This window comes from Streptomyces sp. NPDC046308 (genome assembly GCF_055588065.1).
In genome coordinates this window covers 488,933-512,921 of record NZ_JBVJFB010000006.1, presented here as the reverse complement: position 1 = coordinate 512,921, position 23,989 = coordinate 488,933, and the positions used below count along the sequence as shown (strand labels likewise).

The following is a 23,989-nucleotide window of genomic DNA, read 5'->3' as shown; positions in this document are numbered from 1 at the left end:
TCGTGGACACCTTCGCCCTGATCGTGACCATCGCTGTCGCGCTCGGCTTCACGTATACGAACGGTTTCCACGACTCGGCGAACGCGATCGCCACCTCCGTCTCGACGCGGGCCCTGACCCCGCGTGCGGCGCTGGCGATGGCGGCCGTGATGAACCTCGCCGGCGCCTTCCTGGGCAGCGGGGTGGCCAAGACGGTCAGCAGCGGCCTGATCGAGACCCCCACGGGGTCCACGGGCATGTGGATCCTCTTCGCGGCGCTGGTCGGCGCGATCGTCTGGAACCTGGTCACCTGGTACTTCGGTCTGCCCTCGTCCTCCTCGCACGCGCTCTTCGGCGGCATGGTGGGTGCGGCGCTGGCCGGCGGTACGGAGGTCATCTGGTCGGGCGTGGTCGACAAGGTCGTCATCCCGATGTTCGCCTCGCCGGTCGTCGGTCTGGTCGCCGGTTACCTGGTGATGGTGGTCATCCTGTGGATGTTCCGCCGGTCCAACCCGCACAAGGCCAAGCACGGCTTCCGTATCGCGCAGACCGTCTCGGCCGCTGCCATGGCGCTCGGCCACGGCCTCCAGGACGCGCAGAAGACGATGGGCATCGTCGTGATGGCGCTGGTCATCGCCGACGTCCAGACCGCCGACGACCCGATCCCGGTCTGGGTCAAGATCGTGTGCGCCGTGATGCTGTCGCTCGGTACGTACGCGGGCGGCTGGCGCATCATGCGCACCCTCGGCCGCAAGATCATCGAGCTGGACCCGCCGCAGGGCTTCGCCGCCGAGACCACGGGCGCCTCGATCATGTTCGGCTCGGCGTACCTCTTCCACGCGCCGATCTCCACCACGCACGTCATCACCTCGGCGATCATGGGCGTGGGTGCGACCAAGCGCGTCAACGCGGTCCGCTGGGGCGTCGCCAAGAACATCGTCCTCGGCTGGTTCATCACGATGCCGGCCGCGGCCCTCGTCGCCGCGGTCTGCTTCTGGATCGTGGACCTCGCCTTCGTGTAGCGGCGCGCATCAGGACGCGGGAACGAAAGCGGGCCGGCTCCCCCCACCCAGGGGGAGCCGGCCCTTTTTCTTTTCTTTCGTCTTGCGGTGGCACCGCCATGCAGCACCGCAGGACGTTTCAGCACATCTCTAGCCGAAGCGGCCCGAGATGTAGTCCTCGGTCGCCTGCACGGACGGGTTCGAGAAGATCCGGTCCGTGTCGTCGATCTCGACGAGCTTGCCGGGCTGGCCGACCGCCGCGAGGTTGAAGAAGGCGGTGCGGTCCGAGACGCGGGCCGCCTGCTGCATGTTGTGCGTCACGATGACGATCGTGAAGCGCTCCTTCAGCTCGCCGATCAGGTCCTCGATGGCGAGGGTGGAGATCGGGTCGAGGGCCGAGCAGGGCTCGTCCATCAGCAGGACCTGGGGCTCGACCGCGATGGCGCGGGCGATGCACAGACGCTGCTGCTGGCCGCCGGAGAGGCCCGAGCCGGGCTTGTTCAGGCGGTCCTTGACCTCGTTCCAGAGGTTGGCACCCTGGAGGGACTTCTCGACGACGTCGGACAGCTCGGACTTGCGGAAGCTGCCGTTCAGCCGCAGGCCCGCCGCCACGTTGTCGAAGATCGACATGGTGGGGAAGGGGTTCGGGCGCTGGAAGACCATGCCGACGGTGCGGCGGACCGCGACCGGGTCCACGCCCGCGCCGTACAGGTTCTCGTCGTCCAGGAGCACCTTGCCCTCGACGCGGCCACCGGGGGTGACCTCGTGCATGCGGTTCAGGGTGCGCAGGAAGGTGGACTTGCCGCAGCCGGACGGGCCGATGAAGGCGGTCACGGAGCGGGGCTCCACGGTCATCGAGATGTCATCGATGGCCTTGTGGGTGCCGTAGAAGGCGGACAGTCCGCTGACGTCGATTCGCTTCGCCATGAGGGGTCACTTCGCTTTCATACAGTCGCGTCAGCGACCGGTCTTCGGGGCCTTCCAGCGGGCGATGCCGCGGGCCACCAGATTGAGGATCATGACGAAGGCGATCAGTACGAGGGCCGCTGCCCACGCCCGGTCGTAGGAGGCTTCACTGCCGACCTTGTACTGCTCCCAGATGTAGAGGGGGAGCGAGGACTGGGCGCCTTCGAAGGGGTTGCCGTTGATCAGCTGGGTGCCGAAGACCAGCAGCATGATCGGCGCGGTCTCGCCGGCGATGCGGGCCACGGCCAGCATGACGCCGGTGGAGATGCCGCCGATGGCGGTGGGGAGCACGACCTTGAGGATCACGCGCCACTTCGGCACCCCGAGGGCGAGGGCGGCCTCGCGCAGCTCGTTCGGGACGAGCTTGAGCATCTCCTCGGTGGAGCGGACCACGACGGGCATCATCAGGATCGACAGGGCCATGGCGCCGGCGAAGCCGGAGGGGCCGAAGCCGAGCATCAGGTTCCAGGTCGTCAGGATGAACAGACCCGCGACGATGGAGGGGATGCCGGTCATGACGTCGACGAAGAAGGTGACGGCCCTGGCGAGCGGGCCCCGGCCGTACTCGACCAGGTAGACGGCGGTCAGCAGGCCGATGGGGGCCGCGATCAGCGTGGCCAGGGCGACCTGCTCCAGGGTGCCGAGCAGGGCGTGGTAGACGCCGCCGCCCTCTTCGAAGCTGGTCACGCCGTTCATCGAGTGGCTGAGGAAGGCGCCGTCGAGGGCCTCGAGGCCGCGGCTGATGGTGGTCCACATCAGCGAGAGCAGCGGGACGACGGCGAGGACGAAGCAGACCCACACGACGGAGGTCGCGACGCGGTCCTTGGCCTGACGGCGGTTCTCGATCACCGAGCTGGCGGTGTAGGTGATCACGACGAAGAGGATGGCCGCGAGCAGACCCCACTGGATCTTGCTGTGGAGGTCGAAGACGAGGCCGATGCCGCTGCCGAGGGCGAGCGAGAGGACCGCGATCCCGGCGGGGGCCCAGCGGGGCAGGCCGCCTCGGGTGAGGCCGGCGGGGGCGGCGGACTTCGGGGCCCGGGCGGGCCGCTGGTCCTGGAGTGCGTGGCTCATCAGGCGTTCGCCCCCGAGAAGTCCTTGCGGCGAGCGATGATCAGGCGAGCTGCACCGTTGACCAGCAGGGTGAGCAGGAAGAGGACCAGGCCGGAGGCGATCAGCGCGTCCCGGCCGAACTCGTTGGCCTCGTCGAACTTGGCGGCGATGTTCTGCGCGAACGTGCCGCCGCCCGGGTCGAGGATGTGCAGCGAGATCAGGAAGCTCGGGGAGAGGACGGTGGCGACGGCCATGGTCTCGCCGAGCGCACGGCCGAGGCCGAGCATCGAGGCGGAGATGACGCCGGAGCGGCCGAAGGGCAGCACCGACATCCGGATGACCTCCCAGCGGGTCGCGCCGAGGGCCAGGGCGGCCTCCTCGTTCATGCGCGGGACCTGGAGGAAGACCTCGCGGCTGACGCTGGTCACGATCGGCAGGATCATGATCGCGAGCAGGATGCCGACGGTGAAGAGCGAGCGGGCGACGCCGACCTGGGACTTGTCGAAGACGTAGGTCCAGCCCAGGTACTCGTCCAGCCAGAGGTTCAGGCCGTTCAGCTGCGGGACGAGGAAGAGGGCGCCCCAGATGCCGTAGATGATCGACGGCACGGCGGCCAGCAGGTCGACCACGTAGGCGAGGGGTGCGGCCAGCCTGCGCGGCGCGTAGTGCGAGATGAAGAGGGCGATGCCGACGGCGATCGGAACCGCGATGGCCATCGCGATGATCGAGCTGACGACGGTGCCGAAGAGCAGGACGGCGATGCCGAAGACGGGCGGGTTGGCCGAAGCGTTCCAGTCGAAGGTGGTGAGGAAGTTCCCCTCGTTCTTCGACAGTGCGATCGAGGCGCGGTAGGTGAGGAAGCCGGCGATCGACGCCATGATCACCAGGAGCAGGATGCCGGAGCCCTTGGAGAGCCCGGCGAAGATCTTGTCACCGGCGCGGCCGGTGGACCTCTTGCTCGTGGAGACGGGCGGAGCCGTGTCTATCTGGGTGGGTGTGGTGGAAGCCATGGTCTTTCCGGTCTGTGTGGGGGGCAGGCCCCCTGGCGGCGGTGCACCGGATTCCCCCGGGCGAAGGGGAAGGGTCTCCGGGGCCGGTCCGTCCGTCCCCGGACGGGGGGAGGGAGCGGACCGGGCCTCGGAGCTCAGGACTACTTCAGGCCGGCGATGGTCTCGCGGACCTTGGCGTTGATCTCGGCCGGGATCGGGGCGTAGCCGTTCTCCAGCAGGATCTTCTGGCCCGCGTCGGAGGCGGTGTAGTTCAGGAAGGACTTGACGGTCGGCAGGGTCTCCGCCTTGTTGCCGTTGTCGCAGACGACCTCGTACGTCACCAGGACGATCGGGTAGGCGCCCTCGGCCTTGGTGGTGTAGTCGAGCTTGAGGGCCAGGTCGGAACCGGTGCCGGAGATTTTGGCGGCGGCGATGGCCTTGGAGGCGTTCTCACCGGTGGCCTTGACCGGGGTGGCGGCGCCCGTGTTCACGTCGACCGTCTTGATGTTCTGGGAGGCGGCGTAGGAGAGCTCGAAGTAGCCGATCGCTCCGTCGACGGCCTTCACCTGGGAGGCGACGCCGGAGGAGCCGGAGGCACCCTGGCCACCGGGGGCCGGCCACTTCTTGGCGGCGTCGTACGTCCACGCGTCGGGGGCGGCGGCCTTGAGGTACTTGCCGAGGTTCTCGGTGGTGCCCGAGTCCTCGGAGCGGTGGAAGGCCTGGATGGCGGTGGAGGGAAGCGTGACGCCGGGGTTCAGCTTCTTGATCGCCTCGTCGTCCCACTTCTTGATCTTGTCGTTGAAGATGTTGGCGATCGTGGCGGCGTCGAGGTTCAGCTTGTCGACACCGGCGACGTTGAAGCCGAGGGCGATCGGGCCGCCGACCATGGGCAGGTCGATGCCCTGGCCACCGGTGCAGATCTTCTTCGACTCCTCGACCTGCTCCGGCTTCAGCGCCGAGTCGGAGCCGGCGAAACCGACGGTGCCCTGGTTGAAGGCGACGATGCCCTCACCGGAGGAGGAGGACTTGTAGTTCACCTCGACGCCGGAGCAGGCGGCCATGTAGTTCTTGATCCACAGGTCGATCGCGTTCTTCTGCGCGGACGAGCCGGAGGCGAGGAGCTTGCCCTTGGCGTCGTCGCACTTGATCTCGCCGGCGGCTGCGGACGGCTTGGCCGTGCCGTCGGCGGTCTTCGTGTTGTCGTCCGAGCCGCACGCCGTGAGGACCAGGGCGCCGGACACGACAAGCGCCCCGAGGGCGGAGGCACGAAGCATGTTCTTGCGCTGAAGCTTCACTTTCGGGTGTTCCTTCCAGAAGCCGCCGGCCGCTTTCTGTGTCGGGGCGGCGTGCGAAGAGGACTACGTCGGTCTGCCCGGCTGAGCTGCTCGCCTTCCCGCGGCTCGCTCCGTGCACCACCGAAACTAGGCAGAACAGGTGAAGCAGCTGACCGGCCCGAGTGAACGGACGGTGAACCGTGGCGGACGACCCGGTGCGTTCCCGTCTCCTCACCCATGGCCGTCATCATCCGTTATCCGCCCGTTACCGCGGTGTGACCGCGGGCTCCCTCAGCCACACACGCTCGAAATCAAGCCGGGCCGCCTCCACCTCGTGGCGCTGGTCGGCGTGCAGGACGCCCAGGGCGTACGCCGTCGCGGGGGCGATGCGCGGCGTGCGGGCCGCCGTCGCCGATGCGGCCGCCGCCTCCGCCGCGTCGCGGTGGCGGTCCAGGGCCTCACCCGCGGCCGCGGGCCGGCTCACGTCCTCGCCGAGCGCCTCCCGGGCGTACCGGTGGACCCGCAGGAGGCGGCGTACCTCGTGCCAGAGGCCGTCGTGGTCCGCGTTGTACGGGCTCGGCGCCGCCTGTTCGCCGTCGCCGCGCGGCGGCAGCGCCGCGACCGCCGCGGACAGGCGGTTTTCGGCCACGGCTGCCAGGGGGACCAGGACGTCCCCGACCCGCCCCCGGGCCGCAGCGGAGTCCAACGGGACCTCCGAGGCCAGCACGGCCACCGCGTCCGCCACCGCGTGGAAGCGGGAGGAGCCGAGCGCCTGGAGCGTGGCCGAGTGGGCGCGCGTACGGGCCAGGGTGAGCTGACGCTCCAGCAGGGCGCCGGCGCGCGCCGAGCCCACCGTCAGCGCACCGGCCGTACCGCGCGGCGCCGGGAGCTCGGGGGATCCCGACAGCCGGTGCAGCGCGTCCAGCAGCCGGGCCAGCCGGGCGGCGTACGCGTGCTCGTCGGCCAGCGTCGAGGACAGCCACACCAGCTCGGTGCGCAGGCCGTCCGCCCAGGAGGACTCGGTCACCACCCGGAAGGTGGCCAGGGATCCGCTGATGCGGCGCGCGGCCCCCCGCAGGCTGCGCGCCGCGTCACCGCCTCCCGCGGCGTCGCTCGCCGCGCCTTCGTCGTGCAGGCGCAGCGCGCGCAGGAAAGCGGTGGCCTGGGAACGCAGGTACGTGCCGAGCACGTCACCCGCGTCCGCCGTCGCCGTAATCGGTTCATGGTTTGGCTGAGCCACGCCGGCGCCTCCGGGCGTCTATGAGCGTCTCCTGTACGTGCCGCAGCGGCTGGCCTTCCGCGTCCGTGCTGTGCCGGGTCCACTCGCCGTCCGGGCCCAGGTGCCAGGAGGAGGTGGCGTCGGACATACCGGTTTCGAGCATCCGGTCCAGTGCCGCGCGGTGGGCCGGGTCGGCGACCCTGACCAGTGCCTCGATACGGCGGTCGAGGTTGCGGTGCATCATGTCGGCGCTGCCGATCCACACCTCGGGCTCGCCGCCGTTGCCGAAGGCGAAGACCCGGGAGTGTTCCAGGAAGCGGCCGAGGATCGAACGGACCCGGATGTTCTCCGAGAGTCCGGGGACCCCGGGGCGCACGGCGCAGATGCCGCGCACCCAGATGTCGACGGGCACGCCCGCCTGGGCGGCCCGGTAGAGCGAGTCGATGAGGGCCTCGTCGACGATCGAGTTCATCTTCAGGCGCACGTAGGCGGGGCGGCCGGCCAGGTGGTGGGCGGCCTCCTTGTCGATCCGCGCGATCAGCCCGTCGCGCAGCGAGCGGGGCGCGACCATCAGCCGGCGGTAGGTCTCGCGGCGCGAGTAGCCGGACAGCCGGTTGAAGAGGTCGGAGAGGTCCGCGCCGACCTGGGGGTCGGCGGTGAGCAGGCCGAGGTCCTCGTACAGGCGGGCCGTCTTGGGGTGGTAGTTGCCGGTGCCGACGTGCGAGTACCGGCGCAGCTGGTCGCCCTCCTGGCGGACGACGAGGGACAGCTTGCAGTGGGTCTTGAGGCCGACGAGCCCGTACACGACGTGGCAGCCGGACTCCTCCAGCTTGCGCGCCCACTTGATGTTGGCCTGCTCGTCGAAGCGGGCCTTGATCTCGACGAGTACGAGGACCTGCTTGCCGGATTCGGCGGCGTCGATCAGGGCGTCGACGATCGGGGAGTCGCCGGAGGTGCGGTAGAGCGTCTGCTTGATGGCGAGGACGTCCGGGTCGGCGGCGGCCTGCTCCAGGAAGCGCTGCACCGAGGTGGAGAAGGAGTCGTACGGGTGGTGCAGCAGGACGTCGCGCTCGCGCAGGGCGGCGAAGATGTCGGGGGCGTGCGCGGACTCGACCTCGGCGAGGTCCCGGTGGGTGCCGGCGACGAACTTCGGGTACTTGAGCTCGGGCCGGTCCAGGGAGGCGATGCCGAAGAGGGCGGTCAGGTCCAGGGGCCCGGGCAGCGGGTACACCTCGGAGGCGTTGACGTTCAGCTCCTGCACCAGGAGGTCCAGTACGCCGGGGTCGATGGACTCCTCGACCTCCAGGCGCACGGGCGGGCCGAAGCGGCGCCGCATGAGCTCCTTCTCGAGGGCCTGGAGGAGGTTCTCGGCGTCGTCCTCCTCGACCTCCAGGTCCTCGTTGCGGGTCACGCGGAACATGTGGTGCGCGAGCACCTCCATGCCGGGGAACAGCTCCTCCAGGTGCGCGGCGATGACGTCCTCCAGCGGGACGTAGCGCTGCGGGGAGGCCTCCAGGAAGCGGGAGAGGAGCGGCGGGACCTTGACCCGGGCGAAGTGGCGGTGGCCGCTGACCGGGTTGCGCACGACGACGGCCAGGTTGAGGGAGAGGCCGGAGATGTACGGGAACGGGTGCGCGGGGTCCACGGCCAGCGGGGTCAGCACCGGGAAGATCTGGTTCCGGAACAGCGTGAAGAGGCGGGCCTGCTCCTTCTCGGTGAGATCGGGCCAGCGGATGAGGTGGATGCCCTCCTCGGCCAGGGCCGGGGAGATGTCCTGCTGGAAGCAGGCGGCGTGGCGGGCCATGAGCTCGCGCGAGCGCGTCCAGATCAGGTCCAGCACCTCGCGGGGCTGCAAGCCGGAGGCGGACCGGGTGGCGACACCGGTCGCGATACGCCGTTTGAGGCCGGCCACGCGGACCATGAAGAACTCGTCGAGGTTGCTCGCGAAGATCGCCAGGAAGTTGGCGCGCTCCAGCAGGGGCGTGGTGGGGTCCTCGGCGAGCTCCAGGACGCGCTCGTTGAAGGCCAGCCAGCTGCGCTCCCGGTCGAGGAAGCGTCCCGGGGGCAGCTCGTCGCCGTCCTTGTCGTCGTACGCGTCCAGGTCGGCGTCGAGGTCGGGCTCGAGGTCGACGTGCGGACGGTGCGCCGAGATGGAGCCTATGCGGGCGTGGGCGCCGGTGACGGCGTTGACGGGGCCGGTCGCCTGGCCGTTCGCCTGGCCGGTCTGCGGGCCGGTCGCCTGGCCGGCGGGGGGCGTCTGAGACGGGTGCTGGGCGGGGACCTCGGTGGGGCCTGCGCTGGGCTTGTGACTCATGACTCCATTCTTCCGCGCACGCGGGAGGACAGGCGCGTCGGAAGTGTCGGCCGTCAGTCGGAGTCGGGGCTGCATTGGGGGAGAGTCGCAAGCGCGTCTGAATGCCCGGTTAATGGCGTGTGGCTTCCCGGCTCCGCCTGGCGCACGAGTCGCCTCCCGGCGGGGGGGCGGGGGTGGCGGGGGTGGGGCGGGCGCTCCGGCGTGCCGGGTGCGCTGCCCGGGCCCCGCCGGGCTCTGCCCGGACCCGCGCCTCAAGCGCCGGCGGGGCTCAAGATCGGGGCTCCGCCCCGGACCCCGCGCCTCAAACGCCGGCGGGGCTGGATTGTGCCCGGGGTGGGTTGGGCCGGCGGGGCTCAAGATCGGGGCTCCGCCCCGGACCCCGCGCCTCAAACGCCGGCGAGGCTGGATTGGGCCCGGCGGGCTGGATTGGGCCGGCGAGGCTGGATTTGGCCCGGCGGGGCTGGATTGGGCCCGGCGGGCTGGGTTGGGCCCGGGCTGGATTGGGCCCGGCGGGGGTGGGTTGGGCCGGCGGGGCTGGGGGGCGCAGCCCGGGCCCCGCGGCTTGAACCTCGGCTGGGAGTGGTCAGCTTTCCGTGCGGTACATGAGGTCGACCTCGTGGGTGGTGAAGCCGAGGCCTTCGTAGACGGAGAGGGCGGCCGGGTTGTCGGCGTCGACGTAGAGCATGGCCGTCGGCAGGCCCTGGGCGGCCAGGTGGCGCAGGCCGATCGCGGTGAGGGCCTTGCCGAGGCCGCCGCCCTGGGCGCCCGGGCGGACGCCGAGGACGTAGACCTCGCCCAGCTGCTCCGCCGCGTGGACCTTCGTCCAGTGGAAGCCGACGAGCTCCCCGTCGCGCTCCGCGAGGAAGAAGCCCTTGGCGTCGAACCACGGCTGCGCGATCCGGTCGTCCAGGTCCCGCTGGGTCAGCGAGCCCTGCTCGGGGTGGTGGGCGAAGGCGGCCGCGTTCGTGGCGAGCCAGGCCTCGTCGTCGGTGCCGGGCACGAAGGTCCGTACGGTCACGCCGGGCGGGAGCTTCGCCTCCGGCAGCGGGTCGGCGTCGGTCAGCGGACGGCGCAGCTGGCGCAGCTCGCGGAAGAGGGTCAGGCCGAGTACCTGCGCGAGGTGCCGGGCGGCCGACTTGCCGCCATGGGCCCACACCCGCAGCCGCTTCCCGGAGGCGGCGAGCAGGGCCGTGCCCATCGCCCGCCCGTGGCCGCGGCCGCGCAGGGCGGGGTGCACGACGAGCTCGGCGGCGGGTGCCTCCACCGGGTCGGTGTCCTCCAGTTGTCCGTATCCGGCGAGCCGGTCCCCCTCGGTGAGCAGGAAGTGCCGGATCCCCTCGCGCGGTCCGCCGCGCAGCTGGAGCCGTCCCTGCTCGGACACGGCGGTGGTGCCGTCCGTGCGCGCCGCCTCCTCGAGCAGGTCGAGTACGGCGTCGGCCTGTTCCTCCGTCAGTTCGTCGAGGGTCTGAATCTGCCGTCCCGGCTCCAGGGCCGCTGTTGCCTCAGTCATGGCACGAGCCTACGACCGCGGCGGGTGGCGGGCGGAGTGTGGGCGCGAGGTCGGTCCGTCTTCTGCGCGTAACCAACGCGATACCCGTTACCCCCTGGTAGAGCTACGCGCGTTGACCATAGGCTTCCCCGGACCTCCCAAGCAGTATCGCTGTCCACAAAGGGGACTAAATGTCAGCGACGCCACAACGGCACCGCCGAAACCGCCGGTTGACCTTCGCCGCCCTCGCCGTCACGGCCGGGGCCGGGGCCATGGTCGCCGCCGCTCTGCCGGCCGGAGCCGCGAGTGGTGGCGGTACGGCCAAGAGCCGGACCGTCGACGTGCAGATGCTGTCGTTCAACGACTTCCACGGCACCCTGGAGCCCCCGCAGGGCTCGTCCGGCACCGTGACCGAACGTCAGGCCGACGGCACCACCAAGGCCATACCCGCGGGCGGGGTCGAGTACCTCGCGACCAGCCTGCGCGAGGCCCGCAAGGGCCACGAGTACTCCGTCACCGCGGCGGCCGGTGACATGATCGGCGGCAGCCCGATGCTGTCCGGTCTCTTCCACGACGAGCCGTCCATCGAGGCGCTCAACAAGCTCGACCTGGACGTCACCAGTGTCGGCAACCACGAGTTCGACGAGGGCAAGACCGAGCTGCGGCGCATGGCGTACGGCGGCTGCCACCCGGTCGACGGCTGCTACGAGTTCGGCAAGGAGTTCACGGGCTCCCAGTTCCAGTACCTCGCGGCGAACGTCACCGACGAGAAGACCAAGCGTCCGCTGATGTCGCCCACCTTCGTGTGGAAGAAGGGTGACGTGAAGATCGGCTTCATCGGCGTCACCCTGGAGGGCACTCCGGACGTCGTGACCGCCGAGGGCGTCAAGGGCCTGAAGTTCGGCGACGAGGTCGAGACGATCAACAAGTACGCCGCCGAGCTGAACAAGCAGGGCGTGAAGTCGATCGTCGCGCTCATCCACGAGGGCGGTCTGCCCGCGAGCGGCGCCTACAACTACGACTGCAACGTCCCGGGCGCCGGCGCCGGCATCTCGGGCGCGATCGTGGACATCGCCAAGAACGTGGACTCCAAGGTCGACGCGCTGGTGACCGGCCACACGCACCAGGCGTACGCCTGCAACATCCCGGACCCGGCGGGCAACCCGCGCACGGTGACCTCGGCCGCCTCCATCGGCCGCCTGTTCACGGACACCACCCTCACCTACGACCGGCAGACCAAGGACATCGTCCGTACGCCGGTCGCCTCGCCCAAGCCGGTCAACAAGGTCGTCACCCGGGACCAGCCCAAGGCCCCGGACATGACCGAGCTGATCGATCGCTGGAAGACCCTGGCGGCCCCGATCGCCAACCGCCCGCAGGGCTTCATCGCGGCCGACATCCCGGGCCGCGGTTCCGAGGCGCCCGAGAAGCCGCTCGGTGACCTGATCGCCGACGCGCAGCTGGAGGCGCTGGCCCCGGCGGACAAGGGCGGTGCCCAGCTGGCGATCATGAACCCGGGCGGCATCCGCTCGGACCTCGCCTACAAGGCCTCGGGTGACGAGGGCGACGGCGTGGTGACGTACGGCGAGTCCTTCACGGTCCAGCCGTTCACCAACATGATGAACATCGTGGACCTGACCGGCGCTCAGCTGATCACGGCGCTGCAGCAGCAGGTCAGCGGCCCGGTCAACGGTGCGAACCCGAAGATCCTGCAGGTGTCGAAGGGCTTCACGTACACCCTGGACATGACCAGGACCGGCGCGGACCGCGTCGTCGTGGACTCGGTGAGGCTGAACGGCGCGGCGATCGACCCCGCCCGGACCTACCGGGTCGCGATGAACGAGTTCCTCGCGGGCGGCGGTGACGGCTTCACCGTCCTGAAGGAGCACAAGAACAAGCTGGTGGGCGCGTCCGACCTGGACTGCTTCAACGCCTACCTGACGAAGAACTCTTCGGCGACCAGCCCGATCGCCGTCCCGGCGGCGGACCGGATCACCGTCGTCAAGTAACACCGCGTGCGGTACCCCGAAGGGGCGGTGGGCCATCGGCCCGCTGCCCCTTCGGCTTTCCCCCGCCCGGGCGTGGTCAGAGGGTCGCCAGGAACGCCCCGACGGCCGCGTGGAACCCCTCCGGGTCGGTGAACGGCACGAAGTGGTCGCCGTCGAGGGGTGCGTACGAGGTCTTCGGGCGCCGGGCGACCATCGCGTCGGCCGCGGCCTGCGTGAGCGCCTGACTGCGGGTGCCGTGGACGAGCAGGGCCGGGCAGGTGCTCGCGAGCCAGGTGTCCCAGTGGTCGCCGTGGCACGCCCGGATGGAGTCGAGCATGTCCTGCGGGTGGTAGGCCAGGCGCCAGCCGCTGCCGTCCGGGAGGGGGCGCAGTCCGTCGGCGACGAAGGGGGCGGCCGGTCCGGCGGCGGCGAGGAGTTCCTCGCGGGTGGGGGCGGTGTAGGGGAGGCCGTCGAGGAAGTCGAACCAGTTCGGCCCCGTGGTGATGCGGATCTCGACGGTGGCGTCCACGCCGATGAGCGCGGAGATCCGGTCGGGGTGGGCGGCGGCCAGGTGGTAGGCGTTGAGCCCGCCGAGGGAGTAGCCGAGGAGCGTCACGGGGGCGTCGAGGCCCAGGTGGTCGAGGAGGGCGACGGCGTCGCGGACGTAGCCTTCGCGGCGGTAGTCGGGCGCCCGGTCGGACTCGCCGTGGCCGCGCTGGTCGGGGGCGATGACCCGCCATCCGTCGCCGAGGGCGGCGGCCAGGCCGGTGAAGGCGAGGGCTTCGGACATGCCGCCGTGCAGGGCGAGGAGCGGGCGGCCGGGACCGCCGAAGTCCAGGTAGGACAGGGTCCGTTCGTCGATCTTCAGCTCGTGGCGCATGGCGCGTGCCCTCCCGTGGTCCCGCGGATCTTCCGGTGCCTCCACCCTCCCAGCATTTGGGCAAGCGCGCAATACAATTGTGTAGCGCGCTTGCCCAAAACCTGCGCGGATACGATCCCGGCATGGGAAATCGCGAGGACCTGCTGGCCGGAGCGCGCCGCTGCCTGGAGGAGAAGGGGTACCTGCGCACGACGGTGCGCGACATCGCCTCGGCGGCGCAGGTGAGCATGGCCGCGATCGGCTACCACTTCGGGTCCCGGGAGGCGCTGCTCAACCAGGCGCTCTTCGCCGCCATGGACGAATGGGCCGCGGGGTCAGGCCGGCTCGCCGGGCAGGGGGACACCGCCGCGGAGCGGTACGCCGACACCTGGGACCGCAAGATCCAGGACTTCGCCGACATGCGCTGGCTCTGGACGGCCAACGTCGAGGCCTTCGTGCACGCGCAGTCCTCGCCCGAACTGCTCGCCATCCTGGCCGAGGAGCAGCGCAGGTCGCGGCCCATGGTGGCCGCCCAGCTGCGCGGCGTACCCCAGGACGAGGTCGCGGAGGGGGACGTACGGGCCCTCGGGTCGGTGCACCTCGCGCTGCTGACCGGCGTGATGGTCCAGTGCCTGACCGATCCGGAGGGCGCGCCGAACGGCCGGGAGATCGTCCAGGGGCTGCGCACGATGGTGGAGCTGCTCGAACGCTGAGGCCGGGGCCCGGGTCGGGGGTCAGGCCGGGGCCGGGCGGGGTCGAGCGCGAGGCCGGTCCGGAGGCCGACCCTTACCGACGGGTATCAATTTTGAGGTGTCCACGCCATACTCCGATGCCATCACCGGGACGGCGAAGGGGCGGGCATGGGCGGGGACATCGGCGCGGGCGGCGGCGCGAACGCGGGCGGCGGCGCGAACGCGGGCAGCGGCGCGGGCGTGGGCAGACGGGCGTTCCTGGCCGGAGCGCTGGCCGCGGGCGCGGCACTGGGACTGGGCGCCGCGACCGCCCCGGCCTCCGCCGCGGCCCTCGGCACCCAGGACTGGATGGCCGGACTCGGGGACTCCACCGCCCTCCAGCGGATGACCATCCCCGGTACCCACGACTCCGGCGCCACCAAGGGCGGCCTCTACGTCGCCTGCCAGAACACCTCGATCGCCCAGCAGCTCGACTCCGGCATCCGCTTCCTCGACGTCCGCTGCCGGGTCACGGGCGGGTCCTTCGCGATCCACCACGCGGCCTTCTTCCAGGACCTCATGTTCGGGGACGTCCTCGTGGCCTGCTGGAACTTCCTCGCGGCGCACCCCTCCGAGACCGTCCTGATGCGCCTCAAGCAGGAGTACTCCACCGACAGCGACGCCACCTTCCGCGCCGTCTTCGACGACTACCTGGACAACCGCGGCTGGCGCCCCCTGTTCCGCATCGCCGACACCCTGCCCACCCTCGGCCAGGCCCGCGGCAAGGTCGTGCTCCTCGCCGACAACGGCGGTCTGCCGGGCCTGCGCTACGGCGACGGCAACGTCTTCGACATCCAGGACGACTACAACACCGAGCCCTTCGCCAAGCGGGGCCGCATCGAGAACCACTTCCGCAAGGCCGTCCAGCAGCCCGGCAGGCTCTTCGTGAACTACGTCAGCACCGCCGCCTACATGCCGCCGCGCTGGAACTCCGACCGCCTCAACCCGCAGGTGCACGCGTTCGTCGACGGCGCCGAACTCGCCGGCCGGACCGGGCTCGGCATCGTCCCGATGGACTTCCCGAACACCCGCTCCGGCCTGGTCACCTCACTGATTCGGCACAACTGACGGCTCGGAGGGCGGCGGGGCCGGTGCCCCCGGGATGCGGAGCACCGCCTCCGTGCCCGGACCGCCGTCGGCCGCCGCCCGCAGCTCGGCGCTGCCGCCCGCGCGCGCCGCCGTACGGGCCACGATCGACAGGCCCAGCCCGCTGCCGGGCAGGGCGCGGGCCGACGGAGACCGCCAGAACCGCTCGAAGACGTGCGGCAGGTCCTCGGCCGGGATGCCCGGACCGTGGTCCCGTACGGTCAGCTCGCCGGCCCGCAGCGTCACCTCGACCGCGCCGCCCGGCGGGCTGAACTTCACCGCGTTGTCCAGGACGTTGACCACCGCCCGCTCCAGCGCGGCCGCCTCGCCCCGTACGAACCAGGGCGCCAGGTCCGAGTCGAAGCGCAGCTCCGGACCGCGCAGCCGGGCCCGGGACAGCGCGGCCCCGGTGATCTCGTGCAGGGCGACGACCTGGAGCGGGCCCGGAGAGGCCGCGTCCGGCCGGGACAGTTCCTGGAGGTCGCCGATCAGCGAGGCCAGCTCCGTCATCTGCGCCTTGACCGAGGCCAGCAGCTCCCGCCGGTCGTCGGGCGGGATGGCCCGGCCGGTCTCCTCACTGCGCGCGAGCAGCTCGATGTTGGTGCGCAGCGAGGTCAGCGGGGTGCGCAGCTCGTGCCCGGCGTCGGCGATCAGCTGTGCCTGCCGGTCCTGGGAGGAGGCGAGGGCCGCCGTCATCGAGTTGAAGGACCGCGACAGGCGGGCGATCTCGTCGTCGCCCTCGTCGGGGATCCGTACGGTGAGGTCCTCGGTGCGGGCGATGTGCTCGACCGCGTCGGTCAGTTCGTCGACGGGCCGCAGTCCCGTACGGGCCACCCACAGGCCGGCCGCGCCGGCGCCGACGACCCCGATGCCGCAGACCAGGAGCAGCACCCAGGCCAGGGTGTACAGGGGCTTGTCGACGTCGGCGAGCGGTTTGGCGACGGACAGCGCGGCGGCCCGGCCGTCGAGGAGGGCGGGCTGGGTGTAGACGCGGACGGCCACCCCGTCGGAGGTGGTCGTGTCGTAGAGGACGGCCCCCCGCCGGCGCTGGGCGACTTCGAGGTCGGGGGCGCTGACCGGGAGGGTGCCCTTGCCGTCGACCCAGCAGTGGCCGCCGTCCGGCAGCACGATCTGCACCTGGGCGCTGAGGTTGTTCGCGGGCCGCTCGGGCAGGGCGTTGCCGGAGACGCAGTTGAGTGCCCGGAACACCTGGTTGGCCTGCGCCTCCGCGTTGGTGGCGCGCAGCGAGCTGTCCAGCTGGTCGCGCAGCTGGGCCCGCACCATCACCCACGACACCGCGGCGACGGCGGCGACGGCCAGGGCCACCGCCACCGTGACGAGCAGGGCCAGCCGGGAGCGCAGCGGGAGCGCGCGGAACCTGGCGGTCGGACTCACTCGGGCCCGCTCTCGCCCGCGCGCAGGACGTAGCCCACCCCGCGCACGGTGTGGACGAGGCGGGGCTCGCCGCCCGCCTCGGTCTTGCGGCGCAGGTACATCACGTACACGTCCAGGGAGTTGGAGCTGGGTTCGAAGTCGAAGCCCCAGACGGTCTTGAGGATCTGCTCGCGGGTCAGGACCTGGCGCGGGTGCGCGAGGAACATCTCCAGCAGTGTGAACTCCGTACGGGTCAGCTCCACCGGGCGGCCGCCGCGGGTGACCTCGCGGGTCGCGAGGTCCATGCGCAGGTCGCCGAAGGTCAGGGCGTCCTCGTGGCTCTCGCCGCCGGCCTGCTGGGCGGCGTAGGAGCTGCGGCGCAGCAGGGCGCGGACGCGGGCGAACAGCTCGTCGAGCTCGAAGGGCTTGACGAGGTAGTCGTCGGCGCCCGCGTCGAGGCCGGTGACGCGGTCGCCGACGGTGTCGCGGGCGGTGAGCATCAGTACGGGCGTGACGCTGCCGGCGGCGCGCAGCCGCCGGGCCGCGGTCAGGCCGTCCATCCGGGGCATCTGGATGTCCAGGACGATCAGGTCGGGGGAGTACGAGGCCGCCCGGTCGAGGGCGTCGAGCCCGTCGACGGCGGTCTGCACGGCGTACCCCTCGAAGGCGAGGCTGCGGCGCAGGGCCTCGCGTACGGCCGGTTCGTCGTCGACGACGAGGATCCGCGCTTCGCCTTCGGCGGGATTCATGGATGGGTCTCCCAGAGGTGGTGGTCGGCCGAGGAGTCCGACAGGTGACGGCGCCTCCCAGCCTCGCACGGACGCGGGGAGGCACCCCCTAGAACGAGGTGCCGAAGCCGTTGGCGGTGGAGCCGTTGCCGTCGGTGCCGGAGGAGCCGGAACCGCCGGGGCCGCCCTTGCGGAGGGAGTCCAGGTCGGCCTTGACGGTGTTGACCGGGATGGCGAAGCCGAGGCCGACGCTGCCCGCGGCGGAGCCGCCGGAGGAGGGGGAGTAGATCGCGGAGGGCATCCCCACGATCTCGCCGTTCATGTTGACCAGGGCGCCGCCGGAGTTGCCGGGGTTGAGGGAGGCGTCGGTCTGGAGGGCCTTGTACGAGGTGGTGTCGGAGCCGGTGTCCCCGTTGAACTCGCGGCCGCCGAAGGAGAAGGGCCAGCCGCCGCCGTCCTGCTGCCGGCCCTGCGGGGACTGCTGCTCGGACTTGGGCACCTTCACCTCGCGGTTCAGCGCCGAGACGATGCCGCTGGTGACGGTGCCGGTCAGGCCGTCGGGGGAGCCGATGGCGACGACCTGGTCGCCGACCTTGACGTGGCCGGAGTCGCCGAGCCTGGCGGGCTTGAGCCCGCTCGCGCCTTCGAGCCTGATGAGTGCCAGGTCCTTGTCGGGGTCGGTGCCGACGATCTTGGCCCGGTACTTCTTGCCGTCGCTCATCGTCACCTGGATCTCGGCGGCGCCGTCCACGACGTGGTTGTTGGTGACGATCTCGCCGTCGGCGGTGACGACGATGCCGGAGCCGGTGCCCTGGCCGGACGCGGTGCGGATGTCGATGCGGACGACCGAGGGGCTGACCTGTTCGGCGACGCCGGAGACGGTGCCGCTGCCGGTGCTCTGCGAGACGTTGGTGCCGTTGACGCCGCCGGAGCCGCCGCCCTGGTGGACCATCAGCTGCTGGACGGCGGCCGCGGTGCCGCCGCCGACGAGGGCCGCGGCGAGCGCGACGGCCGCCAGCAGGGCCACGGGCCGCTTCGCGCGGGGCGTGGGGGCGGCGTGGGCCGGGCCGTCGGGGCGGGCGGCGGGGACGGTCTCGCCGCGGATGACCGGCGGCTGGTGCGCTTCGTGCCAGCCGGGCGCGGCGGGCGGGTACGAGGGCGGCGGCGGGTACGCCGCCCCCGCCTGGGTCGGGCGGTGCTCCTGGGGGTACTCGCCTTCGCGGCGGAAGCTGTCGGTCATGGCTCCGACTCTGGTCGCCGATGATGAGAGCTTCCTGAGTCCGACCTGAAAAGCCCGAAAGAACCTCGTACGCCCTCTACGGCCCCGCCGGCGTTCGAGGCGCGGGTCCGGGGCGGAGCCCCGGGAAGGCGGGCCGCAGGCGAAGGGTGACGCCGCGGACCGCCGGACGGCTAACGGCAGCCGCAGGAGCGGCGGATCACCAGGGCCGAAGGAAACTGCTTCAGGCGTTCGCGGCGGGAGCCGGCCACGCGGAGGCCGTCGTCCAGGACGAGGTCCACCGCCGCCCGGGCCATCGCCGGACGGTCCGAGGCGACCGTGGTCAGCGGCGGGTCCGTGAGGGCCGCCTCCTTCACGTCGTCGAAGCCGGCCACCGCCAGTTCACCGGGCACGTCGATGCGCAGCTCCCGCGCCGCGCGCAGCACGCCGATCGCCTGGTCGTCCGTGGCGCAGAAGATGGCCGTCGGCCGGTCGGGCCGGGCCAGGACCTCCAGGGCGACCGTGTACGCGTCGTAGCGGTTGTACGGGGCCTCGATGAGCCGGCCCTCCACCGAGCGGCCGGACTCCTGCATGGCCCGCCGCCAGCCCTCGACGTGGTCGGCGACCGGGTCGCCGACGGACGGGGTGTTCTCGACGCCGCCGATGCAGGCGACGTACTCGTGCCCGTGTTCGAGCAGGTGGCGGGTGGCGAGCTGGGCGCCGCCGATGTCGTCCGTGACGACGGCGACGTCGTCGATGGCCTCCGGGCGCTCGTGCAGCAGCACCACGCGCGCGTCCCAGGCCTCGATCTCGCTGGCGGCCTGCTCGCTCATGCCCTGGCTGACCAGGATCAGGCCGGAGACCCGCATGCCGAGGAAGGCCCGCAGGTAGTGGACCTCGCGCTCGGTGCGGTAGTCGGAGTTGCCGACGAGCACCATCTTCCCGCGCTCGGCGGCGGCCTGCTCGACCGCGTGCGCCATCTCCGCGAAGAACGGCTGACGGGCGTCCGGGACGATCATGCCTATGAGGTCGGTGCGCCGCGAGGCCATCGCCTGGGCGACCCGGTCCGGGCGGTAACCCAGATCCTTGATCGCGGCGAGGACACGCTCGCGCGTGGCCGGGGCGACCGGCCGGGGTCCGTTGTTGATGACGTAGCTCACGACGGCGGTAGACGTACCCGCAAGTCGTGCCACGTCATCCCGCGTCACCTTGGCCACGCGCGGCAGTCTACGCGGGGTGACCTACCTCTGGGCAGGCCGTCCTGCCGAGTGGACGATCGAGGGCTCCTCCGCCGATCGGGTGACGGCCGGGGCGGACTGCGCGGACGCCTGCGCGGTGGCCTGGGCCGCGGCCTTGGCGGCCGCCTGGGCCGCTGCCTCCGCCGCCGCCCGCTCGACCTTCTCCGGTGTGACGAAGCGGTAGCCGACGTTGCGGACCGTGCCGATCAGCGACTCGTGCTCGGGGCCGAGCTTGGCGCGCAGCCGCCGTACGTGGACGTCCACGGTCCGGGTGCCGCCGAAGTAGTCGTAGCCCCAGACCTCCTGCAGCAGCTGGGCGCGGGTGAAGACCCGGCCCGGGTGCTGCGCGAGGTACTTGAGCAGCTCGAACTCCTTGAAGGTGAGGTCCAGCACCCGCCCCTTGAGCTTGGCGGAGTACGTCGCCTCGTCGACCGAGAGGTCGCCGTTGCGGATCTCCATCGGGGAGTCGTCCGAGCCCAGCTGCTGACGGCCGGTGGCCAGCCGCAGCCGCGCCTCGACCTCGGCCGGGCCGGCGGTGTCGAGGAGGACGTCGTCGATGCCCCAGTCGGCGGTGACGGCCGCGAGGCCGCCCTCGGTGACGACGAGGATCAGCGGGCAGCCGGGCCCCGTGGAGCGGAGCAGCTGGCACAGCGACCGCACCTGCGGCAGGTCGCGGCGGCCGTCCACGAGGATGACGTCGGCACCCGGGGTGTCCACGAGGGCCGGGCCCTCGGCCGGGGCGACCCGGACGTTGTGCAGCAGCAGGCCGAGGGCGGGCAGCACCTCGGTGGAGGGCTGCAGCGCGTTGGTGAGCAGCAGGAGAGAGCTCATGACCGACCACCTGCCCGGGTCGGACGGTGCACGGTTCGCTGGTCCATCACGTCGGTTCCTCCTCGGTCCCGTCCCCGGGGTACCTCCCAGCGGTAGCTGGGGGAGTGCGCGGTACTGCTTCGTACGTCTTGCCTGGCGTCCCTGCGGTCCCCGCGCCCTGGGGTCCGCATGGATACCACTGTTCTCGGTTCGTTCAACGCTCTGAAAGCACAAAAGGACCCGGGGGCAACGTTGCCCGGATCCTCTCGCCAAGCAGAATAGCCCACCGGCCCGTGCGCGGCCGAGCACTCTTCGACATCTCCGTTGTGGGTTCTGACACGCCCGTGCCCTGCGTATGCCCCGGTTTCACCGGATCGGCGGCCCGCCGGGCGGTGACGCGGGACCGCCCCGGCGTATACGCGACGCGTGGGCGCACACCGGGGCGGACGGGCGGAGGGGCCATCATGGAGGCCGACGGTAGAGAGCCGACGATAGGAGCTGCAGTGGCAACCGGAACCATCCGCTACTGGGCGGCGGCCAAGGCCGCGGCCAAGACGGCGGAGGAGCCGTACTCGGCGCACACACTGGCCGAGGCGCTCGACGCCGTGCGGGAGCGCCACCCCGGGGAGCTGACCCGGGTGCTGCTGCGCTGCTCCTTCCTCGTGAACGACGAGCCTGTGGGCAAGCGCCCGCATGATGCCGTCCTGCTGACCGAGGGGGGCACCGTCGAGGTGCTCCCCCCGTTCGCGGGCGGGTGAGCGGGAGCCGATGAGCACGCCTGAGGAACACCAGCACCAGCAGCGGGAACAGCGCGAGCGGCAGGAGCGGGAGCAGCAGGAGCTGCGCCGGCAGTACGCGCAGCAGCAGGACCCGTACGGGACCCAGACCTGGCAGTCCGACACCTGGGACACCAGCCACCAGCCGGTGTACCCGGCGCTGGGCGCGGTGCCGGGGCAGCCGGTGGCGCCCGAGGGATGGTTCCGCGAAGAGGCCCCGGCCGGGCAGCCGCAGGCGCAGCCCCCGGCCCCGAACGGCGGGGGCGCCGGGTCCTGGCCGGACGGTTCCGCGGCCGGGTCCGCCGGTCCCTACGCGGCGTCGTACGAGTACCCGGCGGCGGGCGGGCCCGCGCAGCAGCCCGTGACTCCGGAGGGCTGGTTCCGGGACGAGGTCCCGGCGCAGGCCCAGGCCCAGGCCCAGGCCCCGGCCCAGGTCCCCGCTCCGGCTCCCGTCCAGGACTGGTCCCAGGGCGGCCAGGTCGCGGGGATGCCCGCCGCGGCCGCCGAGCAGACCGCCTATCTCCCGCCGTACGGCGGTCCCGCGCAGGAGGCCGCCCCCGAGCAGACCGCCTGGGGGCACCTCCCAGCCGGGGGACTGCCGCCGTACCCCGGGCAGGCGCAGCAGCCGGCCGCCCCGGAGGGCTGGTTCCGCGACGAGGTCCCGGCGCAGGCGCAGGCACAGCCCCCCGCTCCGGCTCCCGCCCAGGACTGGTCCCAGGGCGGCCAGGGCGCGGGGATGCCCGCCGCGGCCGCCGAGCAGACCGCCTATCTCCCGCCGTACCCCGGCACCGCGGAGCAGTCCGCCCCGGCCGAGGAGACGGCGTACCTGCCGCCCGTGCCCGCTCCCGCCCCCGGGCAGGACGAGGCCGCCGCCGAGGCCCCCGCCGAGGACGGCGCCGAACCGGTGGAGGTCACCGCCTGGTCCCCGCCCACCCTCGCCGGGAACACCCTGCGGGCCGTCGACCCGGCCCAGGCCCGCGCCGAAGGCCGGTCGCCGATCATCGATCCGGGTCCGCAGTCGGCCATACTGACCGCCGCCCTCGGCCTGCTGCTCGCCGTGGCCGCGGCCCTCGGGCCATACGCCCTGCTCGTGCCGCTGATCGCCCTGCAGGGGCTCACCGCGGCCGGCTGGTTCCGCCTCAACGGCATGTGGCCGGCCCGCCAGGGCATCGCCCTCGCCTTCGCCGGAGCCGTGGTCGCCGACGTGGCCGTGCTCGCGGTGGACCGTACGTACGGCCCCGGCGCGATCGTCGGCACCCTCGGCGCCTGGGTGCTGCTCACGCTCGTCCTCCAGCTGCGCAGCCACGCGGATCCCGACGAGCGGATGTACGGGCTGATGGCCTCGGTGGCCTCGGCCGCCCTCGCCATCATCTGCGCCGGCTACCTGGCGGCCGGTTCCGCCGCCGTCACCGTCGGCGCGGCCGCCGTGGCCGTCGCCGTCTTCGCCCGGGCGCTGCCGCTGCCCACCGCTCCCTCGGTCGGCGTCTCGCTGGCCGCGGCGGCCGGTGCGGGCGTCGCGGTCGGCGGACTGACCTCCGTCGGGGTGGGCGGGGCGCTGATCGGCCTGGTCTGCGGCGTGTGCGCGCTGGTCGGGCTGCGCGTGGCGGCGTACGACTATCCCTCGAAGTTCGTGCACATGACGGCCGGTGTGGCGCTGCCGCTCGCGGCGGCCGCTCCCGCCGTGTACCTGATCGGCCGGGTGGTGGGCTGACGTTCCGCTGACGGGCGCACATGGTCCACTAGATCGCTCGTACCGACTAGTAGGGGGAGGGCACGTGCGTGCTCTGCGGATCGTTGTGATCATCGGAGTGGTGCTGGGGGCGGTCTTCGCCGGCGTGGACCGGTGGGCCGCTGGTTACGTCGAGAACCAGCTGGCCGACAAGATCCAGGCCCGTCAGGGCCTGGCCGGCAGCTCGGAAGTGGAGATCCGCGGATTCCCCTTCCTGACGCAGGCGTTCAGTCATGAGCTGGATCAGGTGGACCTCAAGCTCAGAGGGGTCGAGGTGGTCGCCGAGGGCCGCAAGACGCGGCTCTCGGAACTCGACGCGAGCTTCCGCAGCGTGAAGCTCAACGGCGACTACAGCGGTGGCACCGCCGAGCGGGCCGAGGGCACCGGCCGCATCACGTACGAGGACCTGACCGCGGCCTCGCAGACCGGCGCGACCCTCACCTACGGCGGGGCGCCGGGCAAGGTGAAGGTCACCGCGGCCGTGGACGTGCTCGGCAAGACGGTGACGCACAGCGTGGTGTCGACGATCTCCCTCGTGGACGCGCCGGACGGAAAGGGTGCCAAGCTCGTGCGGGTGCACGCCGACGAGGTGCCGGGTTCGGGCATACCCGGGGTGGAGAAGCTGATCCGCAAGAAGACCGACTTCGAACGCAACCTGGAGGTCGGCATGCCGGCCGGGCTCCACCTCTCGGCCCTGACCTCGGACGAGACCGGCGTGCACCTCACCCTGGGCGGCTCGAACGTGGTGGTGGCCGGATCGTGAGACAGTGCGGTCCGATCCGCAGAAGGGCGGGCCGCACGGCGGCTCCCGGGGGCGGCGCGGCGGCCGCCCGGGGAGTTCTCATCCCACTATCCGGACGATCCTGTCTCGGAATATGACACACCGGTGACAGGGCGGCCGATTCGTCCCTACGATCCATGGCTATGAAGCATCAGCAGGCGGACCTCACGAAGCGACGGGCAGTAGACCTGTGTCGCGTCGCCGCCATGCTCTGTCGATCCATGTGACCTGTGAGCGCATCCGCTCCATCAGCCGGACGACGGCCCCAAGGCCCTTCCCGCGTGACCGCACCCGCCTCCTGATCACCTGACGCCTCTCCGCGCAGGATCCGGAGCGCACCCGCAGGCACGCAGCACGCGTCACCCGCACCATCTCGCCGCACACTGCCC

General features: G+C 71.9%; 21 protein-coding genes. 8 read left to right on the top strand and 13 right to left on the bottom strand.

All coding sequences use genetic code 11. From position 1 onward, the window contains the following. Positions 1 to 2 precede the first annotated feature (2 nt). Positions 3 to 1,001 (top strand): inorganic phosphate transporter, encoded by a 999-nt coding sequence (locus tag ACZ6JT_RS25840; RefSeq protein WP_469213225.1) that lies wholly within the window; start codon positions 3 to 5, stop codon positions 999 to 1,001. Between the two features lie 129 nt (positions 1,002 to 1,130). On the opposite strand, the gene pstB is transcribed toward ACZ6JT_RS25840, so the two are convergent. The 7 genes from pstB to mshD all read right to left on the bottom strand — a co-directional run bounded on the left by pstB (position 1,131) and on the right by mshD (position 10,305). Continuing rightward, complete coding sequence (gene pstB, locus ACZ6JT_RS25835; protein ID WP_469213223.1) at positions 1,131 to 1,907, bottom strand: phosphate ABC transporter ATP-binding protein PstB; 777 nt, start codon at positions 1,905 to 1,907, stop codon at positions 1,131 to 1,133. A gap of 30 nt (positions 1,908 to 1,937) precedes the next feature. Next, entirely contained in the window at positions 1,938 to 3,020 is a 1,083-nt protein-coding gene (pstA, locus tag ACZ6JT_RS25830) for a phosphate ABC transporter permease PstA (RefSeq protein WP_469213221.1), read from the bottom strand. Continuing rightward, on the bottom strand, positions 3,020 to 4,009 hold the full coding sequence (pstC, locus tag ACZ6JT_RS25825; protein ID WP_365482639.1) for a phosphate ABC transporter permease subunit PstC: 990 nt from the start codon (positions 4,007 to 4,009) through the stop codon (positions 3,020 to 3,022). Before pstC ends, pstA begins: the two co-directional genes overlap by 1 nt. A 140-nt stretch (positions 4,010 to 4,149) precedes the next feature. Next, the gene (gene pstS, locus ACZ6JT_RS25820; RefSeq protein ID WP_469213219.1) at positions 4,150 to 5,283 is read right to left on the bottom strand and encodes a phosphate ABC transporter substrate-binding protein PstS; all 1,134 of its coding nucleotides are present in this window, start codon (positions 5,281 to 5,283) and stop codon (positions 4,150 to 4,152) included. A gap of 244 nt (positions 5,284 to 5,527) precedes the next feature. Continuing rightward, positions 5,528 to 6,502, bottom strand: a complete 975-nt coding sequence (locus tag ACZ6JT_RS25815; protein WP_469213218.1) for a CHAD domain-containing protein — start codon at positions 6,500 to 6,502, stop codon at positions 5,528 to 5,530. Beyond that, entirely contained in the window at positions 6,483 to 8,795 is a 2,313-nt protein-coding gene (locus tag ACZ6JT_RS25810) for an RNA degradosome polyphosphate kinase (protein ID WP_469213216.1), read from the bottom strand. The genes ACZ6JT_RS25815 and ACZ6JT_RS25810 overlap by 20 nt, the downstream gene beginning before the upstream one ends. Before the next feature lie 583 nt (positions 8,796 to 9,378). Further along, a complete protein-coding gene (gene mshD, locus ACZ6JT_RS25805; protein ID WP_469213214.1) occupies positions 9,379 to 10,305 on the bottom strand; it encodes a mycothiol synthase in 927 nt (308 codons plus the stop codon). A 170-nt stretch (positions 10,306 to 10,475) separates the two neighbouring features. Here mshD and ACZ6JT_RS25800 point away from each other — a divergent pair, with 170 nt between their 5' ends. Further along, on the top strand, positions 10,476 to 12,293 hold the full coding sequence (locus ACZ6JT_RS25800) for a bifunctional metallophosphatase/5'-nucleotidase (protein ID WP_469213213.1): 1,818 nt from the start codon (positions 10,476 to 10,478) through the stop codon (positions 12,291 to 12,293). Between the two features lie 76 nt (positions 12,294 to 12,369). On the opposite strand, the gene ACZ6JT_RS25795 is transcribed toward ACZ6JT_RS25800, so the two are convergent. Next, positions 12,370 to 13,152, bottom strand: coding sequence for an alpha/beta fold hydrolase (locus tag ACZ6JT_RS25795; protein WP_469213211.1), 783 nt, complete (start codon positions 13,150 to 13,152; stop codon positions 12,370 to 12,372). Between the two features lie 122 nt (positions 13,153 to 13,274). Here ACZ6JT_RS25795 and ACZ6JT_RS25790 point away from each other — a divergent pair, with 122 nt between their 5' ends. Both ACZ6JT_RS25790 and ACZ6JT_RS25785 read left to right on the top strand, forming a co-directional pair. Beyond that, positions 13,275 to 13,844 (top strand): TetR/AcrR family transcriptional regulator, encoded by a 570-nt coding sequence (locus tag ACZ6JT_RS25790; protein WP_469213209.1) that lies wholly within the window; start codon positions 13,275 to 13,277, stop codon positions 13,842 to 13,844. A gap of 147 nt (positions 13,845 to 13,991) precedes the next feature. Further along, a complete protein-coding gene (locus ACZ6JT_RS25785) occupies positions 13,992 to 14,930 on the top strand; it encodes a phosphatidylinositol-specific phospholipase C (RefSeq protein ID WP_469213208.1) in 939 nt (312 codons plus the stop codon). On the opposite strand, the gene ACZ6JT_RS25780 is transcribed toward ACZ6JT_RS25785, so the two are convergent. From ACZ6JT_RS25780 to ACZ6JT_RS25760, 5 genes are all read right to left on the bottom strand, one after another. Next, complete coding sequence (locus ACZ6JT_RS25780; RefSeq protein WP_469213206.1) at positions 14,910 to 16,343, bottom strand: sensor histidine kinase; 1,434 nt, start codon at positions 16,341 to 16,343, stop codon at positions 14,910 to 14,912. The two genes, ACZ6JT_RS25785 and ACZ6JT_RS25780, sit on opposite strands and share 21 nt — an antisense overlap. Then, positions 16,340 to 17,071: a response regulator transcription factor gene (locus tag ACZ6JT_RS25775; protein WP_469213204.1), complete on the bottom strand. Its 732-nt coding sequence runs from the start codon at positions 17,069 to 17,071 to the stop codon at positions 16,340 to 16,342. Before ACZ6JT_RS25775 ends, ACZ6JT_RS25780 begins: the two co-directional genes overlap by 4 nt. Positions 17,072 to 17,159: 88 nt before the next feature. Beyond that, entirely contained in the window at positions 17,160 to 18,290 is a 1,131-nt protein-coding gene (locus ACZ6JT_RS25770; protein WP_469213202.1) for a S1C family serine protease, read from the bottom strand. Positions 18,291 to 18,460: 170 nt separating this feature from the next. Then, entirely contained in the window at positions 18,461 to 19,483 is a 1,023-nt protein-coding gene (locus tag ACZ6JT_RS25765) for a LacI family DNA-binding transcriptional regulator (RefSeq protein WP_469213200.1), read from the bottom strand. A gap of 24 nt (positions 19,484 to 19,507) precedes the next feature. Then, entirely contained in the window at positions 19,508 to 20,335 is an 828-nt protein-coding gene (locus ACZ6JT_RS25760) for a response regulator transcription factor (protein ID WP_469213198.1), read from the bottom strand. A gap of 482 nt (positions 20,336 to 20,817) precedes the next feature. Here ACZ6JT_RS25760 and ACZ6JT_RS25755 point away from each other — a divergent pair, with 482 nt between their 5' ends. The 4 genes from ACZ6JT_RS25755 (at position 20,818) to ACZ6JT_RS25740 (ending at position 23,827) form a co-directional block, all read left to right on the top strand. Next, complete coding sequence (locus tag ACZ6JT_RS25755) at positions 20,818 to 21,072, top strand: MoaD/ThiS family protein (RefSeq protein WP_374774660.1); 255 nt, start codon at positions 20,818 to 20,820, stop codon at positions 21,070 to 21,072. Positions 21,073 to 21,082: 10 nt separating this feature from the next. Continuing rightward, a complete protein-coding gene (locus ACZ6JT_RS25750) occupies positions 21,083 to 22,801 on the top strand; it encodes a hypothetical protein (protein ID WP_469213195.1) in 1,719 nt (572 codons plus the stop codon). Between the two features lie 64 nt (positions 22,802 to 22,865). After that, a complete protein-coding gene (locus ACZ6JT_RS25745) occupies positions 22,866 to 23,582 on the top strand; it encodes an LmeA family phospholipid-binding protein (RefSeq protein ID WP_469213194.1) in 717 nt (238 codons plus the stop codon). A 155-nt stretch (positions 23,583 to 23,737) separates the two neighbouring features. Then, positions 23,738 to 23,827: an Ms5788A family Cys-rich leader peptide gene (locus ACZ6JT_RS25740; protein WP_350875872.1), complete on the top strand. Its 90-nt coding sequence runs from the start codon at positions 23,738 to 23,740 to the stop codon at positions 23,825 to 23,827. Positions 23,828 to 23,989: the final 162 nt, after the last annotated feature.

Bases quoted from the DNA above. Each gene is read 5' to 3' on its own strand.
- ACZ6JT_RS25775 (WP_469213204.1), bottom strand. From the start codon at position 17,071: ATGAATCCCGCCGAAGGCGAAGCGCGGATCCTCGTCGTCGACGACGAA.
- ACZ6JT_RS25750 (WP_469213195.1), top strand. From the start codon at position 21,083: ATGAGCACGCCTGAGGAACACCAGCACCAGCAGCGGGAACAGCGCGAG.
- pstC (WP_365482639.1), bottom strand. From the start codon at position 4,009: ATGGCTTCCACCACACCCACCCAGATAGACACGGCTCCGCCCGTCTCC.
- ACZ6JT_RS25740 (WP_350875872.1), top strand. From the start codon at position 23,738: ATGGCTATGAAGCATCAGCAGGCGGACCTCACGAAGCGACGGGCAGTA.
- mshD (WP_469213214.1), bottom strand. From the start codon at position 10,305: ATGACTGAGGCAACAGCGGCCCTGGAGCCGGGACGGCAGATTCAGACC.
- ACZ6JT_RS25800 (WP_469213213.1), top strand. From the start codon at position 10,476: ATGTCAGCGACGCCACAACGGCACCGCCGAAACCGCCGGTTGACCTTC.
- ACZ6JT_RS25785 (WP_469213208.1), top strand. From the start codon at position 13,992: ATGGGCGGGGACATCGGCGCGGGCGGCGGCGCGAACGCGGGCGGCGGC.
- ACZ6JT_RS25795 (WP_469213211.1), bottom strand. From the start codon at position 13,152: ATGCGCCACGAGCTGAAGATCGACGAACGGACCCTGTCCTACCTGGAC.
- ACZ6JT_RS25810 (WP_469213216.1), bottom strand. From the start codon at position 8,795: ATGAGTCACAAGCCCAGCGCAGGCCCCACCGAGGTCCCCGCCCAGCAC.
- pstA (WP_469213221.1), bottom strand. From the start codon at position 3,020: ATGAGCCACGCACTCCAGGACCAGCGGCCCGCCCGGGCCCCGAAGTCC.
- ACZ6JT_RS25790 (WP_469213209.1), top strand. From the start codon at position 13,275: ATGGGAAATCGCGAGGACCTGCTGGCCGGAGCGCGCCGCTGCCTGGAG.
- ACZ6JT_RS25770 (WP_469213202.1), bottom strand. From the start codon at position 18,290: ATGACCGACAGCTTCCGCCGCGAAGGCGAGTACCCCCAGGAGCACCGC.
- ACZ6JT_RS25760 (WP_469213198.1), bottom strand. From the start codon at position 20,335: ATGAGCTCTCTCCTGCTGCTCACCAACGCGCTGCAGCCCTCCACCGAG.
- pstB (WP_469213223.1), bottom strand. From the start codon at position 1,907: ATGGCGAAGCGAATCGACGTCAGCGGACTGTCCGCCTTCTACGGCACC.